The sequence below is a fragment of the Stenotrophomonas sp. Sm6012 genome (assembly GCF_030985895.1).
Classification (GTDB): Bacteria; Pseudomonadota; Gammaproteobacteria; order Xanthomonadales; family Xanthomonadaceae; genus Stenotrophomonas; species Stenotrophomonas forensis.
In genome coordinates this window covers 39044-60905 of the sequence record NZ_JAPTFX010000008.1, presented here as the reverse complement: position 1 = coordinate 60905, position 21862 = coordinate 39044, and the positions used below count along the sequence as shown (strand labels likewise).

Annotated in this window: 21 protein-coding genes and 1 pseudogene; 10 read left to right on the top strand and 12 right to left on the bottom strand. The window is 62.0% G+C overall.

From position 1 onward, the window contains the following. Positions 1-219: 219 nt before the first annotated feature. Positions 220-2211, top strand: coding sequence for a relaxase/mobilization nuclease and DUF3363 domain-containing protein (locus tag O0J73_RS03080; protein ID WP_308307966.1), 1992 nt, complete (start codon positions 220-222; stop codon positions 2209-2211). A gap of 66 nt (positions 2212-2277) precedes the next feature. Here O0J73_RS03080 and O0J73_RS03075 read toward each other — a convergent pair whose 3' ends face one another. The 9 genes from O0J73_RS03075 to O0J73_RS03035 all read right to left on the bottom strand — a co-directional run bounded on the left by O0J73_RS03075 (position 2278) and on the right by O0J73_RS03035 (position 11987). Then, positions 2278-2877, bottom strand: a complete 600-nt coding sequence (locus O0J73_RS03075; RefSeq protein WP_003124411.1) for an ABC-type transport auxiliary lipoprotein family protein — start codon at positions 2875-2877, stop codon at positions 2278-2280. Positions 2878-2969: 92 nt separating this feature from the next. Then, a complete protein-coding gene (locus O0J73_RS03070) occupies positions 2970-3899 on the bottom strand; it encodes an MlaD family protein (RefSeq protein ID WP_000433686.1) in 930 nt (309 codons plus the stop codon). Positions 3900-3990: 91 nt separating this feature from the next. Beyond that, positions 3991-4812, bottom strand: coding sequence for an ATP-binding cassette domain-containing protein (locus tag O0J73_RS03065; protein WP_023093371.1), 822 nt, complete (start codon positions 4810-4812; stop codon positions 3991-3993). Beyond that, positions 4809-5966: an ABC transporter permease gene (locus O0J73_RS03060; protein WP_000063629.1), complete on the bottom strand. Its 1158-nt coding sequence runs from the start codon at positions 5964-5966 to the stop codon at positions 4809-4811. The genes O0J73_RS03065 and O0J73_RS03060 overlap by 4 nt, the downstream gene beginning before the upstream one ends. Continuing rightward, complete coding sequence (locus O0J73_RS03055; protein WP_000837791.1) at positions 5963-6583, bottom strand: DUF3313 family protein; 621 nt, start codon at positions 6581-6583, stop codon at positions 5963-5965. Before O0J73_RS03055 ends, O0J73_RS03060 begins: the two co-directional genes overlap by 4 nt. Positions 6584-6598: 15 nt before the next feature. Further along, entirely contained in the window at positions 6599-6946 is a 348-nt protein-coding gene (locus O0J73_RS03050; RefSeq protein WP_038421338.1) for an SMR family transporter, read from the bottom strand. Positions 6947-7026: 80 nt separating this feature from the next. Beyond that, complete coding sequence (locus O0J73_RS03045; protein WP_003092293.1) at positions 7027-10131, bottom strand: efflux RND transporter permease subunit; 3105 nt, start codon at positions 10129-10131, stop codon at positions 7027-7029. Between the two features lie 24 nt (positions 10132-10155). Continuing rightward, positions 10156-11187 carry an efflux RND transporter periplasmic adaptor subunit gene (locus O0J73_RS03040; RefSeq protein WP_225984323.1) on the bottom strand — a complete coding sequence of 344 codons (1032 nt, stop codon included), beginning with the start codon at positions 11185-11187 and terminating at the stop codon, positions 10156-10158. Positions 11188-11318: 131 nt separating this feature from the next. After that, entirely contained in the window at positions 11319-11987 is a 669-nt protein-coding gene (locus tag O0J73_RS03035; RefSeq protein ID WP_143485411.1) for a TetR family transcriptional regulator, read from the bottom strand. Between the two features lie 72 nt (positions 11988-12059). On the opposite strand from O0J73_RS03035, the gene O0J73_RS03030 reads away from it, so the two are divergent. The 4 genes from O0J73_RS03030 to O0J73_RS03015 all read left to right on the top strand — a co-directional run bounded on the left by O0J73_RS03030 (position 12060) and on the right by O0J73_RS03015 (position 15134). After that, a complete protein-coding gene (locus O0J73_RS03030; protein WP_308307965.1) occupies positions 12060-13463 on the top strand; it encodes a TolC family protein in 1404 nt (467 codons plus the stop codon). Positions 13464-13556: 93 nt separating this feature from the next. Next, the gene (locus O0J73_RS03025; protein WP_000405670.1) at positions 13557-14462 is read left to right on the top strand and encodes a LysR family transcriptional regulator; all 906 of its coding nucleotides are present in this window, start codon (positions 13557-13559) and stop codon (positions 14460-14462) included. Between the two features lie 32 nt (positions 14463-14494). Next, positions 14495-14758, top strand: coding sequence for an EexN family lipoprotein (locus O0J73_RS03020; protein ID WP_000717310.1), 264 nt, complete (start codon positions 14495-14497; stop codon positions 14756-14758). A 58-nt stretch (positions 14759-14816) separates the two neighbouring features. Next, the gene (locus O0J73_RS03015; RefSeq protein WP_000539741.1) at positions 14817-15134 is read left to right on the top strand and encodes a multidrug efflux SMR transporter; all 318 of its coding nucleotides are present in this window, start codon (positions 14817-14819) and stop codon (positions 15132-15134) included. Between the two features lie 228 nt (positions 15135-15362). Here O0J73_RS03015 and O0J73_RS03010 read toward each other — a convergent pair. The 3 genes and pseudogenes from O0J73_RS03010 to O0J73_RS03000 form a co-directional block, all read right to left on the bottom strand. Then, positions 15363-15548: pseudogene (locus O0J73_RS03010) on the bottom strand (integrase core domain-containing protein); the annotation flags it as partial. A gap of 95 nt (positions 15549-15643) precedes the next feature. Next, positions 15644-16174 carry a hypothetical protein gene (locus O0J73_RS03005; protein ID WP_000043569.1) on the bottom strand — a complete coding sequence of 177 codons (531 nt, stop codon included), beginning with the start codon at positions 16172-16174 and terminating at the stop codon, positions 15644-15646. Positions 16175-16455: 281 nt separating this feature from the next. Further along, positions 16456-17361, bottom strand: a complete 906-nt coding sequence (locus O0J73_RS03000; protein ID WP_023093368.1) for a LysR family transcriptional regulator — start codon at positions 17359-17361, stop codon at positions 16456-16458. 305 nt (positions 17362-17666) lie between these two features. On the opposite strand from O0J73_RS03000, the gene O0J73_RS02995 reads away from it, so the two are divergent. From O0J73_RS02995 to O0J73_RS02975, 5 genes are read left to right on the top strand one after another with little or no spacing between them, the layout of a single operon-like run. Beyond that, positions 17667-19664 (top strand): IncP-type conjugal transfer protein TraG, encoded by a 1998-nt coding sequence (locus O0J73_RS02995; protein ID WP_001163195.1) that lies wholly within the window; start codon positions 17667-17669, stop codon positions 19662-19664. Next, on the top strand, positions 19661-20137 hold the full coding sequence (locus O0J73_RS02990; protein ID WP_000085131.1) for a ribbon-helix-helix protein, CopG family: 477 nt from the start codon (positions 19661-19663) through the stop codon (positions 20135-20137). The genes O0J73_RS02995 and O0J73_RS02990 overlap by 4 nt, the downstream gene beginning before the upstream one ends. Then, positions 20134-21204 (top strand): P-type conjugative transfer ATPase TrbB, encoded by a 1071-nt coding sequence (gene trbB, locus O0J73_RS02985; RefSeq protein WP_023093367.1) that lies wholly within the window; start codon positions 20134-20136, stop codon positions 21202-21204. The genes O0J73_RS02990 and trbB overlap by 4 nt, the downstream gene beginning before the upstream one ends. Next, complete coding sequence (locus O0J73_RS02980; protein WP_000150010.1) at positions 21201-21587, top strand: TrbC/VirB2 family protein; 387 nt, start codon at positions 21201-21203, stop codon at positions 21585-21587. Before trbB ends, O0J73_RS02980 begins: the two co-directional genes overlap by 4 nt. Next, positions 21584-21853: a VirB3 family type IV secretion system protein gene (locus O0J73_RS02975; RefSeq protein ID WP_003092280.1), complete on the top strand. Its 270-nt coding sequence runs from the start codon at positions 21584-21586 to the stop codon at positions 21851-21853. Before O0J73_RS02980 ends, O0J73_RS02975 begins: the two co-directional genes overlap by 4 nt. Positions 21854-21862 lie beyond the last annotated feature (9 nt).

Below are 21862 nucleotides of genomic sequence, written 5' to 3'. Positions count from 1 at the left end.
GGGCCGCCGATGCCCGGAGCGGGAGCGAGGGGCAAAGGCGGAAGGCAAGACAAAAGGGTTCGGCACTCTGCCGCCCGCAAAGCCAGTCTGCACGTGGGGGTGGCGCGGCACGGCGCGGCTTCGCCGCCGTGCCGCTTGGGGCGCGAGGCACGCGCCGATGCAGGGCTGTCCGCGTGCTTCACACGACCGGACACGCCAGAGCTTGCAGGGAGCGCAGCCATGACCGACCGCCGCGACGATGATTTCCGCATCCGCCCCAGCGCACCGAAGAACCGGGGCCAGAGCTTCGTTTCCAAGGTGCTCAAGCAGGCTGGCAAGGCCAGCGGCGGCAAGTCGGCGGTGCGCCGTCCTACCGCTGGCGGGAGCGGCCAGCACGCCGGCCAGCGGCCCGGCTCACGGCTTGGACGCGGCCATACGGCGGCGCGCTTCGCAGGCGCAAAGCTGACCCCTATGTCACGGCGCGTGACCATCAAGACGCTGCTGGTCAACCAGCGCAACGCCAGTCCGCAGTCGCTCGCCAAGCACCTGCGCTACATCGAGCGCGACGGTGCCGGCCGGAACGGCGAGCCGGGCCGTGCCTACGGGCCGCAGACCGACGAAGCCGACCTCGATGCCTTCAAGGAACGCTGCCAGGACGACCGACATCATTTCCGCTTCATCGTCTCACCTGAAGACAGTGCGGAGCTGGACGACCTGCGCACCTACACCCGGCACCTGATGAACCGGATGGAGGCCGACCTGGGGACGCGGCTGGATTGGGTGGCGGTCGATCACTGGAACACCGACAACCCGCACACGCACCTGATCGTGCGCGGACGCGACGATACCGGCAAAGACCTCATCATCGCGGGCGACTACATCGCCCACGGCTTCCGCCATCGCGCCGCCGAGCTGGCGACGGAATGGCTGGGGCCGCGCACCGAACTGGAGATCCAGCAGACCTTGCAGCGCGAGGTGGAGCAAGAGCGGTGGACGAGCCTCGACCGCACGTTGCAGCGCGAGGCCGGCGAGGATGGCCGGGTGCAGATCGAACGCTTCAACGAACCCCGGCTGCAACGCCAGCGCCTGCTGCTGATCGGCCGCCTGCAACACTTGCAGCGCCTGGGCCTGGCCGACGAGGTGCAGCCCGGCACCTGGGCCGTCCATGCGGACGCGGAGAAGACCTTGCGTGCCCTGGGCGAGCGTGGCGACATCATCCGAACGATGCAGCGGGCCATGAGCGGCAAGCCTCGCGAGCTGGCGGTGTTCGAGCCGGGCGACGACGGCCGCACTATCGTCGGTCGCGTGGCTACTAAGGGTCTGGCCGACGAGCTGCACGACCGCGGCTATCTGGTCATCGACGGGTTGGACGGCAAAGCCCACTACGTCGCGTTGGACGCCCGCGACGAGCTGGCGAACTATCCCATCGGCGCGGTGGTGGAGGTACGCGGTTCCGCCGAGGTGCGGGCGGCCGACAAGAACATCGCCACGCTGGCGAGCAATGGCCTGTACCGCACCGATCACCACCTGGCGATCGAGCAAGGCCGAGCCAAGCCCGGCCGCGACCCGCAAGAGGCTGTGGCGGCCCATATCCGCCGGCTGGAAGCCCTACGGCGGGCCGGCATCGTGGAGCGCGTGGCCGAGGGGTTATGGAAGGTGCCGGACGACTTGGCCGAGCGTGGCCGCCAGTACGACGCGCAGCGGCTGGGCGGCGTGGCGGTCGAACTGAAATCGCATCTGCCGATTGAACGGCAGGCCCGCGTCATCGGCGCGACCTGGCTGGATCAGCAGTTGATCGGCGGCGGCAAGGGACTGGGCGACCTGGGCTTTGGCGGCGATGCTAGGCAAGCCTTGCAGCAGCGCGCCGACTTCCTCGAAGAACAGGGGCTGGCCCAGCGGCGCGGGCAGCGGCTGATTCTCTCCCGGAATCTGCTGGAAACGCTGCGCAATCGGGAGCTGGCGCAGGCCGCCCAGCACATTGCCGCCGATAGCGGATTGGAGCATCGGCACGTCACAGACGGGCAGCGCGTAGCCGGCATCTACCGGCGCTCGGTCATGCTCGCCAGCGGTCGCTATGCGCTGCTCGATGACGGCATGGGATTCAGTCTGGTGCCTTGGCGGCCGATAATCGAGCCACGACTGGGGCAGCAGATCGCCGCGACTGTACGCGGCGGCGGTGTGTCATGGGAGGTTGGACGGCAAAAAGGTCCTGGGATTGGATCGGGGCCGTAGGCTGTCGTACCGAGTTAAGGTGTCGAGCAGCGTTTTGGCCCTAGCTTCTGTGCTCCGTTAAGACGACTAGTCTGTGCTTATCGACGACGCTGTGGGTGCATGGTTGCTTGCCAATTCCGGTGCAACTCGCAAACGCGCTGCCCCGACCTGAACTGCCCATTCAACGATCTGCCCGGCCAATATATCCGTGGCGACACCGAACGCGCTCACCACATCGGCCTCTCGCTTGCTGCCTGTGGCTTGGATTGCTTCGAAGCGTCTACTGGCAATAGCAGTCCGTTTGGCCGGATCGACCAGTTGCACATCGAGCCGAACCGCGGCGATCGCTTCAGTGCCGCGGTATTCGAGCTGGAACGCCCGCAGCGTACTGCGCAACTCCATATCGGCGCTCATTGGGGTGCTATCGGTAATCACGGAAGTCGACCGCCCATCGCGCATGAAGGCTTCGACGATTCGGTCACGCAGCAGCACCGGTGCGGGGTCGGCCCAACGCACTCCTTGCCAAGCCGACAAGCGACCATCGGGCTGCGCAATGAACAGCCGCTCCGAATCCAGGACGCGACTACTCTCAGGGGCGTAGACGCGCAGCGCCCCGGGTCCCGGAACGGCGCGCGGCGTACTCTCCGCCTGGGCGATGTGATAGTCGGGCAATTTGTAGGTGACCATTGGAGCTGCTTTGGGAAGCACACTGCACGCGGACAAGCCGAGTACTAGCGTCATAGTCACGGCAGCGACGGGAATCATCCTGGCGGAAGTGTTCACGGCTTGGTTTCCTCAATGTTCTCTCCACCGAGCAGGTATTGCGCCGGATTGCGATCCAGTCGGCGCAGCACGGTGTTTAGATTGGCCAGCGCCTGCTGGAGTTCGTGCATGGCAGGACCTGTGGCGGCCAAGCCCTGGTTCAGCGATTCCTGATTGTTTTGCAGTAGCGTCTCAACCCTGAAAGCGGCGCGTTCGAGGGATGCCGTTGCATCACGCGTGTTCACCATGATTTGCTTACCATCGTTATTTAGTAGCAGGTTGGCATCGCGAAGAGTGCTATTTGCTTGGCGCACGGCAGCTGTCGATTCTCTGCTTGCTTCGGTCAGATTGCTGATTAACGTCGCGATCTCGGCCCTCTGGTCAGCGACCGCGCCCGTGGTCTGTTCAAGATTCACCAGACTGCGGTGCACAAGAGCCAAATTCTCCTTCGACAGTAACTCCTGCGTGCGCAGCAAGATGCCGTTGAGTGTCGTCATGCTGTTCCCCTCACCGGAGACCAGGGATGCCATCGCCGAACGTGGTGCGAGGATCAACGGTTCCTCGTCCTCTCTCCGATCCAGCAATGGCACGTTTGGCCCACCGTCGCTCAACTCGATCACCGCGTTGCCGGTAATTCCCGTGATGACCAATTCAGCGCGGGTATCCTGCCGGACCGGGATGGTGGCATTGATGCGTACGCGCGCTATCGCCCGCCTTGGGTCTCGCGGTGAAAGAGAAAGTGCAACGACTTCGCCAATCGTGATTCCGCTGTACTGAACCTGGCTGCCGGGCGTAAGCCCGGTCACTGGCTCATCGAACATAATCCGGTAATACTGGTAATCGTGGTCGGAACGTGTGTCGCTGAGCCAAAGCGCGAAGCCAATACCAATCGCACCGAGCAGCACGACGAACAGACCAATGAATACATGATGGGCACGTGGTTCCATGATCAGACCACCTCGTTCTCAGAGTTTAAATATTGCGTGCGCCCAGCCCAATGCGTGCGCGACGGAAGAATGATGCAGATGCGGAGGGGTTTCATGGCTGCGTCTCTTGGCTGGAAGCACCAGTGGCCTGTGCGGCCGCACGGCCACGGGGGCCGTGAAAGTATTCCTGTATCCACGGGTGCTTGAAGCGCTCGACTGCCTCGATGCCGTCGTTGATGAGTACCTTCTGGTTCGCCAGGACCGCGACACGGTCGCATATGGTGTACAGCGTATCGAGGTCGTGGGTTACCAGAAACACCGTGAGGCCCAGTGCATTGCGCAGGGTCAGAATCAATTGGTCGAAAGATGCAGCCCCGATTGGATCCAGTCCTGCGGTGGGTTCGTCAAGAAACAGGATGTTCGCATCAAGCGCCAAGGCTCTCGCCAGTGCTGCTCGTTTCACCATGCCTCCGGACAACGAGGCCGGATACTTGTCTCCCGCTCCGGCAGGCAACCCCACCAAGCCCAGCTTGCTTCTTGCCAAACGCTCGGCAAGAGGCCGCGCCAGACCGACATGCTCGATCAAAGGAAGAGCGACGTTCTCCAAGACGGTCAGCGATGAATACAACGCGCCCTTCTGGAACAGAATGCCGAACCTTCGCTCCATACGCGCGCGCGCAAGCCATTGGGCTCGCAGTAGGTCGCGCCCCCCGATACGGACCACGCCCGAATGCGGCTTCTGCAGCCCGACGACGCTACGCAAGAGCACGGATTTCCCGGTGCCTGACCCTCCCACCACGCCAAGGATTTCCCCGCGCCGCACGTCCAGGTCTAGGTCCTGATGGACCTGCTGGGTTCCAAACCTGTTGTCCAGGCCGCGCACTTCAATAGCGTGTCGCACACCGTTGTCGGTGTCTTGCTTCACCGCGCTCACCAGCCCATCTCCATGAAGAACAGTGCAGCGATGGCGTCTATCAGGATCACCATGAAGATTGATTGCACGACACTAGACGTCGTGTGGTCGCCTACCGACTCAGCGCTACCGGCGACCTTGAACCCTTCATGGCAGCCGATAGCGGCGATCATCACCGCGAAGAGCGGGGACTTGCTCATTCCGACAAGAAAATGGCGCACCTCGATTTTTTCCTGCACGATGGCAAGGAACTGTGCGGGAGGAATTTCCAAGCTCAGTGCGCATACGGTGGCGCCGCCCGCAATGCCAGCCAAGATGCCTACTAAGGTGAGCAGTGGCAAGGACACAAGAAGCGCCAGCACGCGTGGCAGCACCAGTAACTCGATGGGGTCGAGCGCGTTGGAGCGAAGCGCATCGATCTCTTCATTTGCCTTCATCGAACCGATTTGGGCGGTGTACGCGCTTGCGGTACGGCCTGCAATCAATATGGCCGGGAGCAGCACTCCGAACTCGCGCATGAACGAGAAGGCGACCAGATGCACCGAGAAGATGCTCGCACCGAAGTTGGCCAGCACCGTTGCTCCCAGGAACGCCACCACCATTCCTACCATGAAGCTCAGTAGCGCCACGATGGGAATGGCGTCCACCGCTGATCGCTGGATTTGAGCGATCACCGAGGTCGCGCGCCAGCGACGCGGGTGACGAACGGTACGGCTCCATGTTTCGATGATCTGGCCCACGAACCCGGCCAGACCAAGACACGCACGACAGCCCTGTTCCAAGGTCAGGCCTATGCGTCCCAGACCGCGGAGCAGAGGATTCCCGCTCACCGCTGCTTTCTCCGTCTTCTGCTGATCGGTAGCAGCGGCGGCCAGCGCTCTCATTAGGGCGAGGCGATCCGAGGACAGATTTGGAGCTGCCTCCGGCCGGTCGAGTATCGAGTCTGGCCCGAGAATTTCCACCAGCAGAGCCGCGCCGGCGGTGTCCAGTCTCTGGACTTGCGTCCAGTCGAGTAAGGGAGTGGCGTACCCCTCGGCATGACTGATGCGGGCGGCGGACACGGATTTTGCCAGACTGGCGTAGTGCTCTATCGTCCAGTCGCCACCCGCCAGCCATTTGTGATCACCGCCGACCATGGCATCCTGCCGGAGCCAAGCCTGTGAAGCGTTGCTCATGGCTGCGTGTCCCGCCAAGCGCTGTCGATGCGCTCGATGCAGTTCGTGATCGCCGCTTTGGCATGACCCAGCAATGTGTACGAACCGGCGAACTCTTTAATGACGTTGCCGCGCTCGAAGCAACTGGCGGCAGCAACCCGGCGTCCCGTCCTTAAATCGACTGCTTCGAACTCTAGGCTGGCACCACCCGTCGTCACGGGTCCAACCAGCAGGGTCGTCATTGCATTGACTGCCCGATTCGGTGTCTGCAGTTCGGTGACCGCTACACGCACCCGAACCTGTCCCGCGCCACCTGGGGGGGCGGGACTTTTGCCTTCCTGGCGTTTCAGTTCGCTCGTCACATGGTCTAGCACTTCGCGCTGCTGCGCGTCATCGAGCCCATCGATGCGACCCGAGGCGGTCTTGATCTGCGCTTCTTCCACCACGACAGCGGCATAACGCTTGGGCTCGAATCCCGCTGCGCGGTACATCAGTACGTTCTCGTATCGTGTCGGCGATAACTTCTCGTAGTCGCCGAGAAATCCGGAGCGCGTCATGCTGTTGGTCGCGCATCCAGAGAGCGCGCCTGCTACGCAAAAAAAGATGCCGCCGCGGATCAATGCAGTTTTGCTCTTCATAATGGGTCTCCTTGATCAAACGAAACTAAGACAGGCAATGCCTGCTGCGATGAGGGCGGTGCCAGACCAGCGCGTTACCGATGCGACATCGCCTAGTAGGAGGGCGCCGACGCCCAAGTTTCCAAGTAGCCCGATTCCTGCCCAGGCTGCAGAGGCCGCGCTGATCGGAATCCGCTTGAGCGCGAACCACAAAAGTGCGCCGCTGGCCGCCATGCACGTCACTGCCACACAGAGGCCGACCCAGCGCATCGGACCGCCCGCCGTGATGGCCCGCAGGCCCAGTGGATAGCCCGCTCCTAGAACCCCTGCGGCAATGACAATCGACCAGGATTTCCAGATCAGCGGATGGGTGCTGAATCGCATAAGCCTAGCGAGACATACGCATGAAGCGTGGGTGCATACGAATTCTGAGAATGCGCAGCACGCGGCGGCTCGCAAGAGACTCATGAGCGATCTCCATGCGCGGTGGCGACACTCAGGTTCCACGGCCCAATTCGCTTGATTCCAAACAGGACTTCGTAAAGCAGCGGAATCAAGCCCAACGTCACCAGCGTTCCGAGTGCCAGCCCACCGATCATCGCGATCGCCATCCCTTTCCATAATGGTCCGGAGAAGAGCATGAGTGGCACCAGTCCCGAAATGCAGGTGACCTTGGTCATCACGATTGGACGAAGCCGTTGTATCGCGGCCCCAACCAAGGCTTCATGGCGTGGCAGGCCTTCCGCTAGCCCCTGGTCGATGCGTTCCAGCAAGAGCACGGCGTTGTTGACAATGATCCCGAACAGGGCCAGTACGCCGAAGGTCGCCATGAAGCTGAAAGGTGTGCCGGTCAGCTTCAGAGCCAATACCACGCCGATAAGCGTGAAAGGGATCGTCGCGAGGATCACACCGAGCTTGCGGAAAGAATTGAACTGCCATACGAACAGCATCAGCATCGCCAGAAATGCGAGGGGCATGTAGGTCGACAGCGCGGCGTTCGATTCGGCGGCTTCCTCGATCTCGCCGCCAAGTTCAACCGAGTAGCCCGCGGGCAGGTCCAGGGCAGCGACGCTAGGCGCCAGGCGGTTGATGATCTCCTGGGCGGTGTAAGAGGTGTTCTGTCCTTGCACGGTGATCGTGCGGATGAGATTGCGCCGTTGGATGACCGAGGGCTCGCTCGCGAGCGATACGTCTGCGACCTGAGCCAGCGTCACCGCTGGACCGCCGTTGGTGGGATAGATGAGCGTCGCGCCTACGTCTGCCGTGCTGCGACGCTCGCTTACGATACTGCGCAGGACGATCGGGACGGAGGTGTCACCGTCGCGAATAACCGAGATCGATCTGCCGCTGTAGCGGACATCCAGCCCGCCAGCGATGTCTTCAGTCGTCACGCCCGCCCGACGCGCGCGGTCCTGGTCGACCCGTACGTCGATGCGGCCAACGCGCGTATCCCAATCGTTCTTGACGTTGATGGTGCCGGGCAGCTTGCGCAGCGCTGCTTCGATTTTGGACGCGGCCCCCAACAATACCTCCTCATCCGGACCGCTGACGCGATAAATGGCAGTCCCTGACTCGGTCGCACCGAGCGAGAAACGCTTGGGCTCGGCGCGCACGTCGCCATGTGCTTGCGCAAAGTAGCTGCGGGTGCGGGCGAGGACGGCGTCGATGTCGCTCTTCGGCTTCAATGTGACAACGAAGTACGCGATGTTCGATGCCGGCAGTGGTGGATTCAGGCTAAGGATGAAGCGCGGGCCACCATCGGCGACGTAGCCGATGTGATCGGAGACTTCTGGATTGATGTTCGTGTCGCCCAGCCAACCACTGATCTGCTTCACGCGGGCGAGCGTTTCGCGCGAGTCGGTACCGGGGGCGAGCTGCACCGGAATCTGGAACTGAAGCCGGTCGGACTTGGGCATGAAATCGTACGGCAGGGTGGTGAAGCCATACAGCGCAATGGCAAGCGCCGCGATCATCGACGCTACATAGACCGCCTTATGGTGGAGCACCCACTCCAGTACGCGCCGGTAGCCACGGTAGAAGCGGGTGTCATAGGCGTCGCCCTGCTCCTGCTTGTGATGGGGTTTGGCGAAGTGGTAGCACAATAGGGGCGTGACAGTCAGGCACAGCAGCCACGAAGCGAACAACGTCAGTGCCAGCACGACCACGAGATTGTGCAGATACTCGCTCGTGGCGTTCTGGCCAAAAAAGAACGGCGAGAACACGATCACGATCACGAGCGAGGACGTGAGCAGCGGAATGGCGAGCGTGCGGCCCGCCTCGAGGCAGGCATGCTTACGATCTTCGCCACCGGCCAGGCGGCGTTCGATGTCTTCGGCAATCACAATGCCGTTGTCCACCAACAAGCCGAGCGCAATGATGATGGCGCCCATCGAGACGTTCTGAAGCTCGATGTTCATCGCGCGCATGACGATGAGTGCACTGAGGATCGTCAACGGCACGATCATGCCCACGATGATCCCGGTGCGCCAACCGAGAAATAGCACGACGACACCGAGGACGACGATGATCGTCTCCATCATGACGTGGTTCATTTTGCCCATCTCGTGCTTGACGACATCGGCCTGGAAAGTGACGTATGACAGATCGAAACCCGCCGGCAGCAGCTTCTCCTGGTCTGCAACCCGTGCTTTGAGCGCTTTTCCGAACTGCTCCACGTTCTGACCGGAGGCCATCGAAACCGCCATGACGACAGCGGGCTGGCCTTTGTAGATGGCAGCAGATTCCGGCGGATCGGCTGGCCGCACACTCACCTGCGCCAGTTCACCCAATGCGATCGTCGGCACGGGCGCCGTACTACTTTGCGGTCGTGGCAGCGCGATCGGCATTGCTCGCAGGGAGGGAGCGTCACGCACTTCGCCACTGACCGCCAAGGTTGCATTGATGCCGCCGACAACAATTTGTCCACCCGAAGCGACGACGTTCTGTTTGACGAGTTGGTCGATCACCCCCTGTGGTGTCAGCTCCAATCGCGCGAGCCTAGGCCGATCGAATTCGAGATAGACGCGCTCTTCCTGCAGGCCGTAGAAAGTGATGCGCTCAATACCAGGCACGGTGTACAGGCGGTCGCGCATCTGCTTGAGCGCGACGCGCATCTCGCTCATGGAGTAACCTGGTGCAGTGACCGCAATCGAGGCAACCGCGACGCGGCCGAAGTCTTCGTCGACGAAAGGCCCCATCGTGCTCTGTGGTAAGGCATCCTTCGAATCGGCGACCTTGGCCCGGACGCGCTGCCAGATCGGTGCCAAGTCGGTGTAGCGGTCCCAGATCGTGACCTGGATCATGGCGCTGCCTGCGCGCACGGTGCTCGTCACGCGCTTGACCTCTGCCAGTTCGCGCAAGCGCTCCTCGATCGGCCGGGCAATGAGTTGCTCAACGCGTTCGGCGGGCAGCCCCGGGTTCAACGCCGTGACCATCGCATCGCGGACCGTGACAGTCGGCTCCTCCTGAGAAGGAAAATTCAGGAAGGTCGCGATGCCGGCGACGAAAATGATGAGCGCTACAAAGTAGGTAAGTCGACTGGCGCGCAGCGCCATCTCGGTGATCTTCATGATGAAGTAACCTGGTGGATCGCGTTAGCGCTTGGTCAATTGAGTGGTGGCTTCCAGTGGTGTCACTGGCTGTCCATCGGTGAGCCATCCTCCTCCGGCGGCAACCACCGTCTCGCCGGGCTTGAGTCCAGCGAGGACGCGCGCGCTGTCTCCTTCCTGTACCGGCGTGAAGCGCACCGCGCGACGGTGCACCTTCTTATCTTCAGGGGTGTAGACGAAGACGGAAGCCTCGCCCGGCTTCGTGCCGAGCACCAGCGAGGCATAAGGTATGGATACAGTCTCGGGCCGAGAGGTCTTGGAGGTTGCCGCAGGTGCGTCGAGCACGACCTGTACGGGAATACCTGGCCGAAGTGCGCGCGCTTGCGCGTTATCTTCAGGCACTAGCACCACGGGTAGGAGCGAGCCATTTTCGGCGCGCAGACCGACACGACGTACCACCGCTCGGATTGGTTGTTCGGCTCCGCTCCAGCTCAGTTCTGCGCGTTGGCCGACATCTATGTGAGGTGCCTGTGTAGTAGACGCGTTCGCGATGATCTCAGTGCCACTGCGCACGCCGTCGACCTGAAATACCGGCGCACCAGCAGCAATGTCGGTGAACGCCAAAGCCAGCTTTTCCGCCACGACACCATCGAAAGGAGCGACGATCATCGTGCCACGTTGTGCTCGTTCGGCCAGGCCAAGCGCCGCCTTGGCAGTGCGCGCTTGACCCTCTGCGACCGCTAGCTGCGCCTTCGCGCTCTCGAACGCAGCAGGGGAGATGACTTCGCTTTCGAGCAACCGGCGCTGTTGATCTGTCTGTACACGTCGATCCATCAGGCCGGCTTCGGCGGCCGCCAGGGATGCTTGCGCTTGTGTCACGCGAAGCCGGTCAGGTTGCGCATCAAGTTCTGCCAGGACTTGGCCGCGGGAGAACCGTTCACCCACGTCGACGTTCAACTTGGCGATCCGTCCTCCTGTTTCAAATCCTAGGATGCTGCGCTCGGTTGCTCGCGCCGAGCCAGTCAATTCGATGCGAGAGCTATGCGGGAGATCCGACTGCGCGGCGGCGAGCTTCACTGCGCGCGGAGGCTCGGATACGGTGGATTGCGAGTTTCCGCACCCTGAGAGCAGAGTCGAAATGGATAGTGTGCAAGCAACCGCCAAGGAGCGCGGTGCGCACGCGGTCATGACACCGCTACGGACGCGACTCATGTGCGTCCTTTTGCCGGGACAAGTTCGAGATGGCCCGAGGCGAGATCCTGGAGCGCCCGAAAGAAATGCCGCCGCTCTGCGGGTGCGAGTATTGGCAAACCCAGAAGATCGGCGAACAGGGCGCCATCCAATGCCAGCATGATGAGTGCCGCGGTCTCGGTGCCACGCGGGGATCGACGCACGCGTTCGTACTGCACGCGGTACCACTCGCGCAGTGGGTCGAGAAGTGTTGGATCTTCCGCAGCTGCCGCGAGCAGCGCTGCGCCCATCTTCTGCATCTCGTCGTCGGGCATCGCTTCCACCTGGCTCGACAGCCAGGGGTCCGGATCTCCGGCAAACCTGCGCTCGTGATTGGCTTGTACCGCGTCGAACGCCCGGATCATCTCGTCGATCAGTGTCACGAACAAATCGCGTTTGGTCTTGAAGTGATAGAGAAACGCCCCTTTGCTCAACCCGGCCCGCACAACGACGGCGTCCAGTGTCAAGCGACTGGCACCTTCCTCCAGCACCAGTTCGCGGGCGGCCTGCAGGATGCGGTCGCGAGTTCGCTGGGCTCCTTGCTGGAGGCCGGGCTGCGCATCGGCGCTGCTATGGGCAGTGGACGGGGGGGCAACTTTGTTTTCGCGCGGGGCGGCATGGTCGTGCTCCAAAAAAGCTTGAGTCATATACAGTCCAGACGGTATAGTAGAAGCCATACAACAGTCCGTCAAGACTTTTTCGGAACGCAAGGAGCTGCCATGTCTCAAATTCTTGAACGCTATCGCCTCATTGCCATGATTTCTCCGCTACTGCTTCTTGCGGCCTGCAGCCATGCCCCGCACTCTGCCGATCCACCTCGCCTGGATGTACCGGCCCATTTCTCAAATGAAGAGGGAGGTGAAGGCATCTTGGACAAATCGTCCCGCCGTACTCTTCCCGTCGATTGGTGGACGGCCTACGGCGATCCGCACCTCAATGCCTTGGTCCGGGCGGCGCTGGAGCGCAATACCGAACTGACGATTGCGCGAGCGCGCGTGGACGAGGCATCGGCCGCCACGCGGCGAGCACGGGCCTCCCTGCTCCCCTCGTTGTCCGCGGGCACGCAGGCAACTCGAGGACGCGACTATTCAGAGAACGTTGCAATCGGCAATGATGGCCGCGCCACGTTGTCCGCATCGTGGAAGGCAGACCTGTCGGGACGGCTTTCGCAGGCAGCAGAAGGTGCGCGCCTGGATGCGGTGGCAGCCGAACAAGCGTGGGTTGCCACGCGGTGGCAGGTCGCGTTTGAAACAGTGTCGGCGGCTGTGCAGCAGCGCCAAGCCAGTGAGCTCGAAGCGCTAGCCGCGGCGCGGCTGGCATCCGCAGAACGACTCGTCTTGCTGATGCAACGGAAGTTCGAGGCCGGACAAGCTACCGGCTTCGACATCGAGCGTACCCGCGCCGGCGTCGTCGCACTGCGCGTGGAGCAAGAGCAACTGCGGCGTGCGCGCGGCGAGGCGACGCATGCACTCGATGTACTAGTGGGACAAACGCCCGGAGCGCCTGCAGCTTCCCCAACTCTTGCGTCGCTCGCCGTCCCGGACTGGACACCGACACGCATACCTGCGGACCTGCTGAGTGAGCGGCCCGACGTGCGCGCCGCCGAAGCGAAGTTCGCCGCCGAAACCGCGCGCTGGAACGCAGCCGAAGGCGAACGCTTCCCCAGGCTGGTGTTGGACCTGAGCGGCGGACGGCAGCGCGTAGAGAGTGTGGGAACCCGCATCACTGGAAACATTTTTTCACTTGGGGCCGGGGTGTCGTTGCCGATCTTCGATGGTGGCGCGATCCGTGCCGGCATCGAGACCGGAGAGGCGCGCAGCCGAGCTGCCCGTGCGGAGTTCGAGCGCACTTTGTTGAGTGCTTTGCAGGACGTAGAGAACGCATATCTCGGTTGGCATACGCAGCACGCAGCACTGGAGCATCAGGCCGAGGGTGTCGCAGTCGCGGAGCGTCAGCTCGATCGCAGCCGACGTCTGTTCGAGGCGGGACAAGTGGACGCCACGGTGGTGGCCGAGGCTGAGGCCGGGGGGCTGTCAGCGCAGGCTTCGCTGATCCGCACGCGGGCCGAGACAGCCATGCAATGGGGCGTCCTGGCAAAAGCATTATCCGGCTCTCCTGTTTGATCGCAGAAACATGCTGGAGCAGCTTGCGAAGGCTAGCTAAATAGCGTGACGCAAGGCGAAGGTGGTGAGGCCTGAGTGATGAGGAATGCGAACATGGAAATTCGACACCTGCGCTACTTTCTGGCGGTGGCAGAGGAGCTGCACTTTGCCCGAGCCGCAGAGCGCCTCCACATAGAGACATCGCCGCTGTCGCGCGCCATCAAGGAACTTGAGGAAGAGTTGGGCGTAGCGCTATTTGCGAGAACCACTCGGAGCACCCGCTTGACTCGTGCGGGCAGGCTCTTCTTTGAGAGCGTGCCGCGTGTCTTCGCAGCTTTGCAGCAGGCGCGCGACAGTGTGAACGCCGCAGCCAATGGCTTTCATTGCCAGCTCCGTATTGCATTGTCTGATGGAATCACGCCATCGCGCCTGCCTGCGTTGTTGGCGCTCTGCCGGCAGGAAGAGCCGGAAGTGGAAGTTCGCTTCTTCGAGGTGCCTTTGGCACAGCAAATCAAGGGATTGTGTGGCGAACTGTACGATCTCGGCTTCGCTCAATCGGATGAAGTCGGCGAAGGCATCATCGCCGTGCCGGTGTGGAGTGACCCTCTGATGGTAGCTGTGCCCGCACGGCACCCCTTGCTATCCCACAAACAGATTCCCCTAGAAGAGCTGTTGCGGTATCCGCTGGTGCTCTGCGACGCGGTGGCGTGTGAGGGCCATGCTCGGCAAGTTGAACGGGTGCTACGTCGCGTGGACATAGAGCCACTGATTGCCGAACGCGTGACTTCCAGCGATCTAATGATGGTCCTGGTTTCGGCGGGACTTGCACTAGGCCTCACAGGAGGCGCGCATATCACAGCCAGCAGGGAACAGGGGGTGGTCGCACGGCCGCTGACTGGACGTTCGCCAATGCTCACGACCTATCTACTACGGCCGGCCAGCGAGCCGTCAGAAATGCTGACTCGCTTCATGGAACGCGTTCATTCGATCAAATCTCCAGATGCCAAAGGTCGGCGGTAAACCATCACACAATCTCCCAAAGAAAATTAACCATGAAGAAGATTGCTCTCATATTGCTTTCCTCGACATTGGCAGCCTGCAGCCCATCTGGGAAACCAGATAAAGCCAACCTTCCGACAGTCGATGAATTAGCGCTCAATCCTGAGCGTCTGAAAGAGTTGCGCAAGCAATGCAAGTTGGATCGACCAATGCTGGGCGACCAACTATGTAACCGGGTTGCCGAGGCTACGCGAAAGCGCTTTTACGAAGATGGCGATGTGCCCCACACCACGCCTAAAGAGCCGCCGAAGTTCTAAGCTGGTGGTCATGCCGGAGTATGTATGCCGGATATGAAAAATTTGAAGGAGAATCGCAATGGGTTGGATCTATCTTGTTTTGGCTGGATTGTTTGAAATCGGATGGCCGGTCGGGCTGAAAATGGCGCAAGAGCCAACATCGCGTTGGAGTGGGGTCGCAGTAGCCGTCTCTTTCATGACAATTAGCGGCGCCTTCCTATGGCTTGCTCAGCGTCAGATACCGATTGGGACTGCTTATGCGGTGTGGACGGGTATCGGAGCGGCGGGAACTTTCTTAGTCGGAATTCATTTCTATGGCGACCCAACCTCCCTGATGCGATACCTTGGCGTGGCGTTGATCATCCTGGGCGTTATCACGCTCAAGTTATCGAGTTGATCGCTAGCTCCATTGGTAGCGTAGTCGCTAGGCGACCCAGCTCCCAGAGTGGATCGGGCGCTGGGAACTCGTACGGTCACCTCCTCTCTCTAGTCGCTATGTGACGAGCTTGCCGGCGCCTCGGGAGAGTTCGAGCCAGTGCGCGTAAGGCGGTGGGAGCACCCATTCCGGGTGGCTCCACCTTCAGTGCCTGCGCCAAGGTGACCTGAGTACGAACTTTGTAGCCAGTCAGGCAGTGAGTTCGGAGGGGATGCTATCGGATTGGATCCAGTTGCGCCGGATCGTCGCCGGCGGTTTGTAAGCATGCGCGCTATGCGGCCGCTGCTCGTTGTAGAACTGTCGCCAACGTTCGATCAGCACCTTCGCTTCGGTCCGACTGCGGAACCATTCGCGGTTGAGCAGTTCGTCGCCCATCGTTGCCTGCGAAGTCAGGACCAGCAGAATCCTGAGGGGAGTTCTCATCATGGTTTTCTCCGTTCAGACGCTTGGGATCAAGCGGCCGGAGACCACTACGCCTGCTTGGCTTTGCGCGCTGCCTCGACCAAGCTGTCGAGCCAGTCCTGATGGCCGTTGATCATCGGGTTGGGTTTGGCGTTGTGCAGCTCCTCGGCCGGTTTGCCCTTCTGAGTTTCCTGCGTGAGGATGCGCACGCGCCTGCCGTCCAGGTTCTCAACCAGCCAGGCGTGATGCACATCCAGGCGCGTATCTGTGCCTTCCTCGCCGGACCAGCCGTGCCAGGCCACGCGGCCGGGTTGCCCATCCGCAGGTGGCACGTATTCGTTGCACTGCCCCTCTACCGGGAAGCCGAAGGTCTCGAAGTAAAACCGATCGCCGTCGGCCAGTACCGGGCCTTTGCCGTCATGAAAGCACACGTTAGCCGAGTTGGCGTAGTAGCTTGGCCACAGCGATGGTGTGACGAGTAGAGGCCATACGTCGGCCGCGCTCAAGCCGGCGGCGATGATCTCATTGGAGGCGAAATTCTCAGTAAAGCCCGGCGTGTAGCCTTCGGGCCAGAGGATGGCGTTCTGTTGCTTGCTCATATCGAAGCTCCTTCACAAAATGTCGATGACGCAACAGGGGTGGCTGCGTCATTCAAGTGGTCATGGAGCAAATCATGAGCCTCCATCTGCAATAAGTGAAATCCTAAGTTTCTATTTTTGATATCATAAAATATGATATCAAGGCCTAGGTTCTGCCATCCACCGACTAGGCTATCTCGCAGCGGCGCTACGAAAGGGCGCGTCTCCAATTGAGCCGACTGATTGCTTATTTGTAGTGCGAGGTAGAGTTGTGCTGAGCATGACGATAGGAGCGATCTTGCCTACTTGTTGTTAGCACAGGAAGTGAACAGCAGTGCTCGTATCCAGCGATGTGCTGGATCGTGATGGGTGCGTTCGTGCCAAGCAGCCGTCTTGGTGAACCCCGGTATCTTCACCGGCGGCAGGGAGATAGCCAGCTTGTCCATACCGGCGACCAAGCGGCTCGGCAAGATCGCAACCATGTCACTGGCACGCAGGATGTCTGGCAAGATCAGAAAGCTCTTGACCGACAGTGTGACGCTGCGTCGTTTGCCCAACTGTTCTAGCGCATCGTCGGTGACGCCGCGGAAACCTCCACCATCGTAGGAAACAAGCGCATGGTCGAGAGCACAGAACTGTTTAACGGTCAGCTTGCGCCCCATAGCCGCAGGATGGTCTTCCCGCAGGACACACACATAGTGTTCCTTGAACAGCTCTCGGGCATGCAGATTTGGCGGAGTGATCTCTGGCGTCAGGAGGGCTAAATCGATCTGACCGCGCTCAAGCTGGTTCTGTAGCTGCCCGCTCTCGACTGGCACTAATGAGACTCGTACACGCGGTGCGTGCCGTTTAAGTGCCGATAGAAATGGGACAGCAACGGCACGCAGCGCATAGTCCGTCGCGGCGATGGAGAAGGTCAGTTGTGCGGTGGCCGGATTGAAGGAAGGTGGCTGGAGCAGCGCGTCGATTTCGGCGAGCACCTGCTTGACAGGCATCCCTAGATCCAGCGCCCGCTGCGTTGGAACGATACCCCGCTGCGAGCGCGCGAAAAGCGGGTCACCGAAGCTCTCGCGCAACCGCGTCAGCATGCCACTCAAGGCCGGCTGGGTTAGTCCCAGACGGGCCGCCGCCCGTGTCACATTGCGTTCGTCTAACAATGCGTCCAGCGCCTTGAGCAAGTTGAGATCCATACTCTTGATATTTTTCATTTTTATTCCAATCTTAAATATCATCGTTTTTCATGATATCTAAATATTGCCTATGAGTGGAAGCAAGGCCCATTGACGGCTTTTTTTGGGTAACTTGCTTGGAACTCTGTATGCGCCGCAGTGCGCTTTCGCTTGCGGCGCTTTTCTTTGACTCGCCACCGCGCTCATTCTTTCTTTTCCCTCGACCATTGTGCTGCGAACGGTCTTTGACCGGCACTAGCCCAGAACCGATCCTGACGCCTGCGACACCCCCTGTGCAACGCTTTCAATGAGACACCAGCGCAGGAGAAATCGGAGGACAGGTCATGCAAGGGACGAACGTTCTGTTCGGCCAGATCGCTGTGGTAATCGGCATCGTGATCGCCGGCGTCTGGGGCGCCACACAATGGACAGCAGCGACCCTTGGCTATCAAGTACGCCTCGGATCGCCCTGGTTCGATCTTCTAGGTGTACCGGTTTATCACCCGTGGCGCTTGTTCGAATGGTGGTTCTTCTTTGATGCCTACGCGCCGCACGTCTTCGACACAGGCGGTGCGATTGCGGGTGGTAGCGGTTTGTTCGCTTTACTCGTCGCCATCGCCATGTCGGTATGGCGTTCTCGGCAGTCGCGGCTGGTTACGACTTATGGTTCGGCACGCTGGGCCGATGCCGTCGACATCCGCAAAGCTGGACTGACCCTCCCGGCGGGCGTCTTCCTCGGCCAACACGACGACCAATACCTCCGACATGAGGGGCCGGAACATGTCCTGAGCTTCGCACCCACGCGCTCGGGCAAGGGCGTGGGCTTGGTGGTGCCTACGTTGCTTTCGTGGCCGGCGTCCGCCGTCATTCACGACATTAAGGGAGAGAACTGGAAGATCACGGCGGGCTGGCGTTCGCGCTTTTCGCACTGCCTGCTTTTCAACCCCACCGATAGGCAGTCGGCCGCCTACAACCCGCTGCTTGAAGTCCGGCGCGGCGCACATGAAGTGCGCGACGTGCAGAACATCGCCGACATTCTGGTTGACCCTGAAGGTGCGTTAGAGAAGCGCAATCATTGGGAGAAGACCAGCCACGCGCTACTGGTCGGTGCAATCTTGCATGTTCTGTACGCAGGCGAGGACAAGACGCTGCGCGGCGTCGCCAACTTCCTCAGCGACCCGGCGTGTCCGTTCGAGCTGACGCTGCACCGGATGATGACGACGAAGCACCTGGGCGATGCGCCTCACCCGGTTGTCGCATCCGCTGCCCGCGAAGTGCTCAACAAGTCGGACAACGAGCGATCGGGCGTGCTCTCCACCGCCATGTCGTTTCTCGGCCTGTACCGCGACCCGACCGTGGCCGAAGTCACATCGCGCTGCGATTGGCGCATCGCCGACCTGATTTCCGCCGAGCACCCGGTATCGCTCTATCTGGTGGTGCCGCCCTCCGACATAAGCCGCACCAAGCCGCTGATCCGGCTCATCTTGAACCAGATCGGGCGGCGGCTGACCGAATCGCTCGACGGCAGCGATGGCATCGCGCGCCGGCACAAGCTGCTGCTGATGCTGGACGAGTTTCCGGCGCTGGGTCGCCTCGATTTTTTCGAGTCCGCGCTTGCCTTCATGGCCGGCTACGGCATCCGCAGCTTTCTCATCGCTCAAAGCCTGAACCAGATCGACAAGGCGTATGGGCAGAACCATTCCATCCTCGACAACTGCCATGTCCGGGTGACTTTCGCCACCAACGACGAAAGGACGGCGAAAAGGATTTCCGAAACCCTCGGCACCGCCACCGAGCTTCGCGCGCAGCGCAACTACGCGGGCCACCGCCTCGCTCCGTGGCTGGGGCACCTGATGGTGTCGCGTCAGGAAACTGCACGTCCGCTGCTGACGCCCGGCGAGGTGATGCAGCTTCCACCTGAGGACGCCGTAGTCATGGTGTCCAGCGTTGCCCCGATCCGCGCGAAGAAGCTGCGTTACTACGTCGACGCCAATTTCAAGGATCGCGTCCTGCCACCGCCCGTGCTCGCAGTCGGGAGGTACGCCGACGCGCCGCCAGCCCGCCCCGACGACTGGAGCGGCTTGGCGATCCCGGCCGTACCTACGGCGCCGACCTCGGTATCCGCCGATGGTCCGGGCGGCACCGATGACGGCGGCCCGCGCCGCCAGCTCGAACTCTCCGAAACCGTCGCCTACGAGCCCGAGTTGGACGCGTGTGCGAACGACCTGGAGCTGCTCGATGACGACGACCTGGCGCTCCCGCTTCCCGGCCAGCTCGACCCGGCCATGCAGCGCACGGCCCGGCTGGCTTCTCTCGACCCCAACGACGGAATCGACCTATGAGCCAATACCGCCTCAATCTTTTCATCCAGCCCGAGCACGCCAAGCGCCTGGATGAACTTGCCGCCAAGAAAGGCGTGTCCAAGTCCTCCATCGTCGCAGCGGCCTTGGCGTCCTGGCTGTCACCCGATGCGGGCGACCAGCGTGAGGCCGCCATTGCCAAGCGGCTGGATCGACTGTCGCGGCAGACCGAACGCATGGAGCGCGACCAGAACATCCAGATCGAAACGCTGGCGCTGTTCATCCGCTATTTCTTGACCATCAGCACGCCGGTGCCAGAAGCCCACAAGGACGCGGCCCGCGCCCAGGGCAAAGCGCGCTTCGAGCAGTTCGTCGAGCAGTTGGGTCGCCACCTGCTGCGTGGCCGCAGTCTGGTGCGCGACGTGGTGGAGGAACTGCACCCCGATCCGATGCGGATGGATGACGCAGCAGCGATGGCGTCCGCCGATGAGCGAGCTGCAGAGCGTGCGTCATGAGTGCCGTTCCGCAGATTCCGCCTGAATCTCGCTCATCCGCCGCGGCGTCCCAGGATCGCCGCATCCAGATGCTGCGCACGGCGATGGGGCCGCTGATCGCCGCTGCGCTCGAAGATCCGGATGTTGTGGAAATCATGCTCAACCCCGATCGCACCCTGTGGGTGGATCGGCTGTCGTCGGGTCGCTCGCCGCTGGGCGTGGAGATGCCCGAGGCCGATGGTGAACGCATCATCCGCCTGGTCGCCGCGCATGTCGGCGCGGAGGTGCATCGCGGCCAGCCGCTCTTGACCGCCGAGTTGCCGGAAACCGGCGAGCGTTTCGAGGGCATCCTGCCTCCGGCCGCCCCGGGGCCAGCCTTCGCGCTACGCAAGCGGGCCGTGAGCATCATCGGCCTGGATCGCTACGTGGCCGACGGCATCCTGACCGCCGGGCAGGCCGAGTTCCTGCGCCGCGCCGTGCGCGAGCGGCAGAACATCCTGATCGCCGGCGGCACCAGCACCGGCAAGACCACGCTGGCGAACGCGCTGCTGGCCGAGATCGCCGCCACAGGCGACCGCGTGCTGGTGCTCGAAGACACCATCGAGCTGCAATGCGCGGCCCGCGACCATGTGCCGCTGCGCACCCGCGCCGGCGTCGTCACAATGACCGAGCTGGTGCGGGCCACGATGCGCCTGCGGCCTGACCGCGTGATCGTCGGCGAAGTGCGTGGCGGCGAAGCCCTGGACTTGGTGAAGGTCTGGGGCACCGGCCACCCCGGCGGCATTGCCACCATCCATGCCGGCTCCGCCTTGGGCGCACTGCTGCGTCTGGAGCAACTGATCCTCGAAGTGGCAGTGAATCCGCCCCGCGCCCTGATCGCCGAGGCGGTCAACGTGGTGATTCACATCGCAGGCCGTGGCCGCAAACGTCACGTCGAAACCATCTCCCGTGTCGTCGGCTTCGACGGTGCGGGCTATCGCCTGACAGATGCGCTGGAAACGCCGTTTCCCGAGCTGCCGCCGGTTCCTCTTGCAGCCGCTGCCGCTGCGCCTTCCTCGACCCCTGACCAACCTGGAGAACTGCCATGACGCACGTTGATGCTTTCCGTCTTTCCGTAAATCCTATTTCTCGCCTGTCCAGCATGGCGCGGCTGCGCCACCTGGCCCGTCCCGCAGGGCAAGGGCTGCTGCTGGCCGCGCTGATGCTGTTGCTGGCGGGCACGGCGCAGGCCGCCGGTTCCTCGATGCCGTGGGAAGGGCCGCTGACCTCCATCCTCGAATCCATCCAAGGGCCAGTCGCCCGGATCGTGGCGGTGATCATCATCATCTCGACGGGGCTTGCGCTGGCGTTCGGTGATACCAGCGGCGGCTTTCGCAAGCTGATCCAGATCGTGTTCGGCCTGTCCATCGCGTTCGCCGCGTCCTCGTTCTTCCTGTCGTTCTTCAGCTTCTCCGGAGGGGCCGTCGTATGAGTAAGGCCACCGATCTTCCGGGCTTTGAAGTGCCGCTGCATCGCTCGCTGACCGAGCCGATCCTGCTGGGCGGTGCGCCGCGCACCGTGGCGATTGCCAACGGCACGCTAGCCGCCGCCGTCGGGCTGGGCCTGCAACTGTGGATTCCCGGCGTGGTGCTCTGGATCGTCGGCCACTCGCTGGCCGTATGGGGTGCGCGCGTCGATCCGCAGTTCATGCAGGTCTTCGCGCGGCATATCAAACACCGCCCGCTTCTGGACGTGTGAGGGGAGGAC